Genomic DNA, 8,487 nt, shown 5'->3' on the forward strand with positions numbered 1-8,487 from the left:
CCCGCCGGGTGGGCGAGGAAGCCGAAGCCGAACACCGCCGAGTTGTCGACCAGCCGGTGCAGGGTCAGCTCAGCCGCGCCGCCGGACCGGCGCAGCAGCTCGCCGATCGCCAGGCCACCCAGCCCGGCCACCACGCCGAGCGCCACCTTGCCGGCAGCGTCCGGGGACCGCATCGCGTCCGGAATCCGGGGCGAACCGCGGCGCAGCAGGCCCGCGACGACCGCGACCGAGCACAGGGTGAGCGGGCCGATCATCGCCGAGGCGTTGCCGAGCAGGACGTCGGAGGCATGGAACGCCGGTCCGGCCTGCTGGAGGTGGCCGAACGTGGCCGTGCCGTCCGCGAAGTAGGCCCCGAAGTCGGCGATCCCGCCGGGCAGCAGGGCGAGCGGGAACCAGGACGGCGCCGAGGCGGCGTTCACCCCGAGGACCGCGGCGGCATGCAGGGAACCGGCGGCTGCGGCGACGTCGAGAGCGAGCACGGCACCGGCGACTGCCGCCACTCCGGCGAGGGCGGTGCGGCCCGTGGCTCGCAAGCTGGTGCTCACCCGTACGGTCGCAGCGGTCAGGATGGTCCACGCCAGCACCGCCGGGCCGATGTCGATCCAGCCCATGAACGGCATGACCGCCACCTGGTTGCCGGCCAGGAGGAAGGCGTAACCGGCCGCACCCAGCAGCACCACCCGGCCCACGGTCGTGCGGCCACCGACCGCCACCATCACAGCCGCGGCGGCCGTCAGCGCTACCGCCCCGGCGAGCGCGCCGAACCGCCCCTGCGCCAGATGAGCGGCGTTGACCAGCGCCGCCGCCAGCAAGGTCAGCGCGGCCGGCACCGACAGCGTGCGGGCCCAGCCGGCCCCGCGCTGCGCCCAGGTCACCGGCTCCTCGTCGGCCTCCTCGACGGCGGGGGAGACGGCCAGGCTGCCCGCGAAGGTCAAGGCGTGCCAGGAAGATCGCGACGCGTCCAGCTCGGCGTGCCAGTCCCGGGCCAGGTCATCGCGCAGGTCCGCGGGCCAGCGCCGGGCTGCGGAGTCGACCAGGCGTCGCGCCAGGCGGTCGGCCGCGCTCACGCCGGCTGCGCCCTGGTGCCCGGGACGGCCACCTGGGCCATCTGCTGCTGCATGACGGCGACTTCACGCCGGGCCTCGACGGCGCCGTCCGCGGTGAGCCGGTAGTAGCGCCGGGCGGGCCGTCCCTCGGCGGCCGGATCACTCTGCTCCCAGCGCGACTCGACCCAGCCGGCCCGCTCGAGGCGGACCAGGACCGGGTAGAGGGTGCCGCTGGGCAGCCCGGTGGCCTGCATGAGCTGCAGGCCGTAACGCTCGGCGGCGGGATCGGCGAGCAGCGCCGCCACCACCTTGAGCACCGGCATGGTCATCCGCGGAGGCATGTAGGTACTCTACATAGGGCCGGGAAGCGTGTCACCCAGCTGGATCCGGCCGGTGCGCTCGACGGTCGCCCAGACGCCGAAGGTCAGGTCGTGGTGCTCCGCGACGGTCCGCAGCAGCCGGCCGTGCTCCGGCACGTCCGCCTGGGCCTGGTCGATCATCACGCACCGGGTCAGGCGCCGCCGCGGCCGCAGCACGACCTGGTCGCCGATCCGCAGGTCCCGCCCCAGCCACTCCTCCTCCGGGAAGCCGGAGCCGGGCATGTCGATGAGCAGGTTCGCCCGGAACCGCAGCGGGTCGACCGCTTCCCCGGTCAGCTCCCGCAGCCGGCGCAGGGCAGCGGTGCTGATCACGCTGACCGGCCCCTCGTCGTGGTGGAGGACCTCCGCCTCACGAGCGATCGTGACCGGCCGGCCCAGGACCTCGCTGACCGCCCGGTGCCCGGCCGGGTCGTCAGCGGCGAAACGGCGCCCGTCGGGCAACTCCACCACCGGTACGGGATCAGCGAAGTGCCCGCGCAACCGGAACAGGCCGGGCATCCGCCGGAACCGCCGGGTGTTCTTGCCGCTGCCCAGCTTGCCCTCGGTGTCGCGGACCGCCCAGAGCCGGTCACCGGCCAGCCCGCGCTGTTCGACGTCGACGGCCGCGGGCCGCTCACCCAGCAGGGACTTGATCGGGTACCGGCGGAGCTCCACGACTTTCATCGGCTGACCCTTTCGTGCGTGGCTCGTCCGTGGCTGACTCTTTCGTGTCCGGGCGAGATTGCAGCCGGTCGGATCGACCTGGGGGCCGATCATCCGAGATCCGGGCGCGGACGCTGTTCCCGGCGGGCGCGGGCATCCACAGTGTTCGGGCGGTTGCTTTCCGCTCACCAGCCCGTCGCTCAGGAGTTCTTATGGCGTACCCGCCTCAGCCGCCGTACGACCCGCAGGTCCCCGTTGTGCCGGCGGGCCCGCCGGCCGCTTTCACCGGGTACGGGCCGCAGCCGCAGCCGCCTCGGCGCAGCCTGCTGCCGTGGCTGGCGCTGGCCGTCGCTCTCCTGCTCGTGGCCGGCACGGGCGGCTGGTTCCTCTACGACCGGGTCATCCGGACGGATTCCGGGGTGGCGGCCTGCGAGGCCCTGCGGGACGGCGACAAGGCGGTCGACGGGGACGACGGCGACAAGACGATGACCGAGGCCGAGTACCGCGAACTGCGCGGAGTCTTCGAGGACTCGCGCTACGAGGACATCCGCGATCACGGTACGAAGCTGATCGACCTGGTCTGGCAGCTGTCGAAGCTGGGCGACGAACCGGGCCTGGAAGCGCTGGCTTTCATGGGGCCGCTCACCGAACACGTGACCGGGCTCCAGTCGGCCTGCGCGGACCAGGGCGTCATCGTCGACCTGAAGCTGGGCGAGTAGCGGGCCCGCTCAGGCCTGGAACCGGGTGCGGCGGCGGGTCAGCAGTATGCCGCCGGCGCCCGCCACGAGCAGCAGCAGAGCCCCGCCCACGACAGCGGCGACCGGCGTGCCGGTCACCGGCAGCCCGCCACCCCCGCCGCTTCCTCCGGCGCCGTTGACGACGATGAGTGCCTTGTCGTTCGACTTGTCCAGCTCGCACGTCCCGCAGGCGGCAGTGACCTGCACCGGCCCGTTCGCGCCCGCGATCACCCGGTTGACGCGCAGACCGAAGCGGAACTTCTCGCTGGCCCCGACCTCCAGGTGGTTGCTGGTGCGGCAGCCGTACTGGGCGGCACCGGGCTTGGCCGGCACGTTCCAGGCGGGAACGCCGTCGACGACCTGGCGGCAGCGGGCCGGCACGGTCACGACCTCGGTGCCCTCGGGCACCGACACGAGCATCCGCGCGACGGTGGTCGACTGGTCCAGGTCGAGGACGGCCGGTCCGTCGTTACGCACACCGACCGCCGCCGTGACCACGTCACCGGCGTCCCCGTCGACCTCGGCGCCCAGGGCAACCAGGTCGACGCCGTTGCGGCCGGTCACCGCGATCCGTACCCGTGAGGTGCTGTCCCGGTAATCCACATCGGCCTGCCGCTTCGCCGCCGCGGAGACGACCGGCTCGAGCCGCAGCACCGGCCCGTCCCCGGCTGTGCCGGCGGGCTTGCCCAACGCCTTCTCCTCGGCCAGGTAGCCGTCATGCTGCGCGGCCGTACGCCAGGTGAAGTCGGCGCCCAGCTTGACCGGTGCGATCGTGTTGCTGCGCAGCTGGTAAGGCAGGGCGAGCCGATAGGCGGTCCCCGGCTGCAGCTGCTGGTCGAAGCGGCACGACACCAGCCGGTCGGCGTCGTACCGGCAGTTGCGGTAGTGCGTCCCGGCCTGCATGGCCCACGCGGAGCGGTCCACGCTCATCCCGATGCCGTCGGCGACGTTCGCACCGGCATTACGCACGCTCAGCGGCACCTCGAACGCCCCACCCGGCTGCGCCGACAGCGTCGGGCTCGGGACCGCGACCAAGCTGACGCCCTCAGCCACGGTGACGTCGGCGACGCCCGTGACCACCTCATCGTGGTAACCCCGGAAGGTGGCGGTGATCGTGCCCTCGGTCCCGACCGGCACCGTCGTGGCGGCCTTGAGCACGGCCCAGTGGCTGCGCTCGCCGGACGGGGTGAAGTCGAAGAACTCATCCTCGAAGCTGCAGCTCAGGGTGGCGACCCCGCCGGTGCAGTTGGGAGTGTCGTAGTCGATGTCCACGGTCACGCCGGCGTCGACCAGGCTCTGCGAGATGCGGTAGCTCACGTTGTACGCCTGCACGCTCTGAGCCGGTGCGGAGTAGGTCCGAAGCCAGATCCTGGTCGCGCCGCCGGGCGCCACGACGGTGTCGGAGACCTCGACCCGCAGGTCCGCGGGGGCCTGCGCTTGCCCGGGCGCGGGACTGAGCAGGGCGACCAGCACGCCGGCGAGGACCATGATCGGGAACTTCGACTTCATGGCGAGGGACCTTAGGCGAGATCGGGCTCCGCCCGCGACCCCGCTCTGACCTTGAACCTCAGGTGCAGGACCCGCTCGCCCTGGATGACCACGTGAGGGTCCTCCAGCAGGTGCTGGGCGTTGATGCCGCCGAAGAAGCGTTTGCCGGAACCGAACACCACCGGCACCACGTCCATGGCCACCTCGTCGACGAGGCCGGCCGCGAAGATGTGCCCGGCTGCGTCTCCGGCGCTCACCGCGACGTTCCGGTCCCCGGCGAGCTCCTTGGCCTTCTCGACGGCGGCCGGCACGTCGTCGACGAAGTGGTAGGACGCTTCGGGATGCCAGCCGTCGGGCTTGGGGCGGTGCGACACCACGACGACGTGATCGCCGGCGGGCGGGCGGCCCTCCCAGCCGTTGACCAGGTCGAACATGTGGCGGCCCATGATGATCGTGCCGATGCCGGCCCAGGTTGAACGGACGTATTCGGCTGAGGCTCGCGAGACCCGGAAGCCGTTGGTGGTCTTGTCGTCCGGGGTGATGGCCGTGTCCCCGTTGAAGTACCAGTCGTGCAGTGGTCCGACATCGTCGTTCAGGTCGGCGATAAAGCCGTCCACCGACACCACGTTGTGCATGATCACTGTGCCCACAGGTCCTCCTCGGGTGCTTTGCCTGCCGATGGTCTCGCGCCCGGGGCGGGGTGGGCTTGTAAAAATCAAATGGCTGGCATCGGACCGCTGTCCGGCGGGAAGTCCGGCTCGGCGGGGAACCGGCGTCGCAGGGACAGGTATTCGGTGGGGGTGTGGCCGGTGAAGTCCTTGAACTCCTTGCTGAAGTGGGCCTGGTCGAAGTAGCCGGCGGTGTGGGCGAAGTCCGACCAGTTGATCGGGTTTCGGGCGTCCACGGAGATGATCAGGCGGGCGAAGCGGTAGATGCGGGCCATTCGCTTCGGGGTTACGCCGACATGGGAGCGGAACTGGGTGGCGAGGTGGCTGCCGCTCACGCCGGCGGCATCAGCGAGGGCGCTGACCGGGAGCACGCCGTGCGAGAGCTCCAGTCGTCCGCCGGTGTGCTGGACCAGGTCGAGGCCGCGTGAAGGAGTTGCGGCGAGGCGCTCACGCAGCTCTAGCTCCAGCACATGTAGTGCTGCGGAGGCTGACGACTCGTTTCCGAGCCGGTCCAGGAATCGCTGCCAGCGGTCGTCGACCGGGATCCAGTGGTTGCGTAGTTCGGATGCCGGTAGGTCGACGAACGGGGAGACGCCCCAGGGCTTGAAATGGACGCCGACGAGACGGACTCGGGCGGGGTAGTCGATGAGGAAGCGTCTGGTCCAGAGGCCCATGAACCAGCCGTCGGTCAGTACTGCTGGTGGCATGGATGGGTCGGAGTCCAAGAGGCGGATGGGGTCGCCGAGGTTGAGGAAGAGGTGGGCTGAGGGCATGGGTGGGACGTTCATGCGGGGGTGGTGCGGGGTGCCGGCCAGGCAGTAGATGTCGTCGATGAAGCTGTCGAGCGGTGGGGCGGGGACCCGGCCGAAATACTCCATGGTCCCGATACTCCATGGCCACGGGGTGGATGGCGCGCCCGGCAGGATTCGAACCTGCGACCGACGGATTAGAAGTCCGTTGCTCTATCCGCTGAGCTACGAGCGCCTGGCCGGCCCACGGAGTGTGCTGGCCAGCACATACTAGAGTTTCGCCGCCGCTCGGTCGAGCGGGATGTCAAGCCGTCGTGGCGTCCGCTTTGTCCTCCGGGGCCGGGGGTACGGAGATCTCCGGCGTGCCCTTCGGCGGGACGAACGCGTCGACCCATCTGCCCAGTTCCTGGAAGAGCTCTGTGCGTACGTCCTTGCCGGACAGCGTCAGGTCGTGCATGCCGCCGTCGAACCGCGCGATCGTCACGCGCGGCCCGAGCCGCGGCGCCCAGCGCACGATGTGCTCCACGTCCAGGACCGAGTCGCTCAGCCGTACGTCTTCGCTCCAGCTCTTGCCGCGGAAGGTCCGGGTCGAGCAGGCGACCATGATCGGGGCGTCGATGGCCAGCCCGGCGCGCAGGCGGGCCTGGCCGCGGCGGATCGCTTCGAGCCATCCGGTACGGACGGGGAAGCCGTTCACTGGTTTCCAGGCGAGGTCGTACGTCCACTCGCCACGGTGATCGCTGTGCAGGCTCTGCCCGTACAGGCCGAGCGTGCTCATGGGCAGCACCCGGTACGGATTCCGGCTGCTTGTGCGGCCGACGACGTTCATCAGTGGCCTGCGCAGCAGCCACGGCACGTTGAAGTCGAAGAACGGGCTGTTCAGGAACAGACCGTCGACGATGCCCTGGTCGTGGCGGGAGTGCGACCACAGCGACGTGATCAGGCCGCCGGTGGAGTGGCCGGCGACGAGCAGCTGGTCGTGGCCGTCGTCCTCGCGGATGATCCGGGCCGCCTCGTCCAGCTCGGGGTAGTACTCGGTGAGGCTGCGCGCGAAGTTCGGCGTCTGGTGCGGCAGCAGGCTGCGGCCGTACTTGCGCAGGTCCAGCGCGTAGAAGTCCCAGCCGCGTTCGACGAAGAAGTCCGCCAGATGGGTCTGGAAGAAGTAGTCGACGAAGCCGTGCACGTACAGCACCGCGCGCCGTGACGGGGTGTCCCCGCGCCGGCGGACCAGGGTCGCGACAACGGCACCCTCGTCATCGCTGCCCAGGTCGATGGTAATTCGCTCGTACGGCACGCCCAGGACGTCGGTCTCCACGCCGCCAGGTTACCCACGCGTAAGGACCTTCGCGCCATACCAGATCACCGGGATTTTCCGCGGTTTTCCACATTCCCCCGTCGTCCACAGGCTCGCGCGGCTCCCGAAGCGGACATCGGGACGTTCGGAGCACGCTGCTTCCCAGATCGCCCGCCGCACTTCCCCCTCGATAAGGAGACGCAGTGTTCGACACCAACATCGTGGTGGTCGGGAACGTCCTGACCGCGCCGGAATGGCGCCGCACCGCCAGCACGAACACCCTGGTCGCCAACTTCCGGGTGGCGTCGACCGCCCGCCGGATGGACCGGGAGACCGGCCGCTGGGTCGACGGCAACCAGTTCCGGGTACGCGTCAACTGCTGGCGCCGGCTCGCCGAGGGAGTGGCGGCCTCCGTCACGGTCGGCGACCCGGTCGTGGTGGCAGGACGCCTCTACACCCGCGACTGGACCGACTCGGAAGGCAACCTGCGCACGACGTACGAGATGGAGGCCGTGTCGGTCGGTCACGACCTGTCCCGCGGCCGGGGCCGGTTCTTCCGCAACAAGCCGACGTCCGCGACGAGCGCGACCGAGACGGCGGAGAGCGACGGCCAGGTCCGCGGCGAGACGGCGGTCCCGGTCGGAGAGGACGAGGCGCCCACCGTGTACGGCGACGGCGTGCTGGACGGCGACGAGCCGACGTTCGAGGACGTCCCTGGCCCCACGCCGGGCGGCTTCGACCCGCTGGCGGCCCTGCGCGGCGGCAGCATCGAGCCGTTCGACACGGAGATGGTCGTGCCGGCCGCCATCCCGGCGCCGGATCCCGACGACTCGGAGCCCACTCCCGAGCCGGGCACGGAAAGCAGCCCGGATTCCGAGCCGGCCCCTGGTCCCGTTCCGGGTCCTGGGCCGGGCTCCCGGTCCAGCTCCGGGTCCCGGTCGAGCCGTTCCACAGACCGTGGATCGGGCGGTGCGGGGCCTGACGAGCCCGACGCTGAGGGCTCGGCCCGTCGCACCAGTCGGGGCCGGAGCGCCAGGCGCCAGCCCGTTCCCGCGTGATCGCCGGCGCTTCTCCTCAGCGTGACCGCCGGGTGCCCCCACCTGGCGTGACCGCCGGGTGTGACCGTCCGGGTGTGATCGCCGGGTGTGTGACCGCCCGGGTGTGACCGCCGGGTGTGACCGCCCTGGCGTGATCGCCTTCTGAGCTGCCGTCGTTGCGAGCCGACTTCCCCCGTGGGTTCGCGACGGCGGCACCGGACCGGCCCCTCCCTTCCGCCCACCCGGCCGACAGCCTTGTGTTCCGGCGCCGACCTCCGCGGCCGCCACCGCAAGGGCAGTTCGGGCGGTGCGCACCGGGCTTCGGTGCGGGTGGTCGAGGGCCGGCCGGCCGATGGGGTCCCGCCGGGGGTGCACGCGGGTCCCTTCGGCCCGGCGGATGGGTGTCCGGTGGTCGGCACCCAGCCGCCGAACCCCCTGCCGCGCGG

9 protein-coding genes and 1 tRNA gene are annotated in these 8,487 nt (G+C 71.3%); 2 read left to right on the plus strand and 8 right to left on the minus strand.

Features of this window, described 5'->3' with window-relative positions:
- The 3 genes from AB0C29_RS21780 to AB0C29_RS21790 form a co-directional block, all read right to left on the minus strand.
- Positions 1-1,067, minus strand: a 1,067-nt coding sequence (locus tag AB0C29_RS21780; protein WP_360822823.1) for a hypothetical protein, incomplete at its 3' end; no start/stop codon positions are given.
- Positions 1,064-1,387, minus strand: a complete 324-nt coding sequence (locus AB0C29_RS21785; protein ID WP_360822826.1) for a PadR family transcriptional regulator — start codon at positions 1,385-1,387, stop codon at positions 1,064-1,066. The genes AB0C29_RS21780 and AB0C29_RS21785, both read right to left, overlap by 4 nt.
- A gap of 9 nt (positions 1,388-1,396) precedes the next feature.
- Complete coding sequence (locus tag AB0C29_RS21790) at positions 1,397-2,089, minus strand: MOSC domain-containing protein (RefSeq protein ID WP_360822829.1); 693 nt, start codon at positions 2,087-2,089, stop codon at positions 1,397-1,399.
- A 191-nt stretch (positions 2,090-2,280) separates the two neighbouring features.
- Here AB0C29_RS21790 and AB0C29_RS21795 point away from each other — a divergent pair, with 191 nt between their 5' ends.
- On the plus strand, positions 2,281-2,787 hold the full coding sequence (locus AB0C29_RS21795) for a hypothetical protein (RefSeq protein WP_360822832.1): 507 nt from the start codon (positions 2,281-2,283) through the stop codon (positions 2,785-2,787).
- Positions 2,788-2,796: 9 nt separating this feature from the next.
- On the opposite strand, the gene AB0C29_RS21800 is transcribed toward AB0C29_RS21795, so the two are convergent.
- The 5 genes from AB0C29_RS21800 to AB0C29_RS21820 form a co-directional block, all read right to left on the minus strand.
- Entirely contained in the window at positions 2,797-4,314 is a 1,518-nt protein-coding gene (locus AB0C29_RS21800; RefSeq protein ID WP_360822835.1) for a hypothetical protein, read from the minus strand.
- Positions 4,315-4,325: 11 nt separating this feature from the next.
- Positions 4,326-4,943: a dihydrofolate reductase family protein gene (locus tag AB0C29_RS21805; protein ID WP_360822838.1), complete on the minus strand. Its 618-nt coding sequence runs from the start codon at positions 4,941-4,943 to the stop codon at positions 4,326-4,328.
- Positions 4,944-5,008: 65 nt separating this feature from the next.
- The gene (locus tag AB0C29_RS21810; RefSeq protein WP_360822841.1) at positions 5,009-5,839 is read right to left on the minus strand and encodes a helix-turn-helix domain-containing protein; all 831 of its coding nucleotides are present in this window, start codon (positions 5,837-5,839) and stop codon (positions 5,009-5,011) included.
- A 30-nt stretch (positions 5,840-5,869) separates the two neighbouring features.
- Positions 5,870-5,945: transfer RNA gene (locus AB0C29_RS21815), tRNA-Arg, on the minus strand.
- A 69-nt stretch (positions 5,946-6,014) separates the two neighbouring features.
- Positions 6,015-7,025, minus strand: coding sequence for an alpha/beta hydrolase (locus AB0C29_RS21820; protein WP_360822843.1), 1,011 nt, complete (start codon positions 7,023-7,025; stop codon positions 6,015-6,017).
- Positions 7,026-7,207: 182 nt separating this feature from the next.
- Between AB0C29_RS21820 and ssb the strand changes: the two genes are divergently transcribed.
- Positions 7,208-8,062 (plus strand): single-stranded DNA-binding protein, encoded by an 855-nt coding sequence (ssb, locus tag AB0C29_RS21825; protein ID WP_360822846.1) that lies wholly within the window; start codon positions 7,208-7,210, stop codon positions 8,060-8,062.
- The last annotated feature ends 425 nt before the right edge of the window (positions 8,063-8,487 follow it).

It is taken from the genome of Actinoplanes sp. NPDC048791, from assembly GCF_040650095.1.
In the GTDB taxonomy this organism is placed as follows: Bacteria; Actinomycetota; Actinomycetes; order Mycobacteriales; family Micromonosporaceae; genus Actinoplanes.

Coding starts and splice junctions, on each gene's coding strand:
- AB0C29_RS21785 (WP_360822826.1), bottom strand. CDS start 1,387: ATGCCTCCGCGGATGACCATGCCGGTGCTCAAGGTGGTGGCGGCGCTG.
- AB0C29_RS21790 (WP_360822829.1), bottom strand. CDS start 2,089: ATGAAAGTCGTGGAGCTCCGCCGGTACCCGATCAAGTCCCTGCTGGGT.
- AB0C29_RS21795 (WP_360822832.1), top strand. CDS start 2,281: ATGGCGTACCCGCCTCAGCCGCCGTACGACCCGCAGGTCCCCGTTGTG.
- AB0C29_RS21800 (WP_360822835.1), bottom strand. CDS start 4,314: ATGAAGTCGAAGTTCCCGATCATGGTCCTCGCCGGCGTGCTGGTCGCC.
- AB0C29_RS21810 (WP_360822841.1), bottom strand. CDS start 5,839: ATGGAGTATTTCGGCCGGGTCCCCGCCCCACCGCTCGACAGCTTCATC.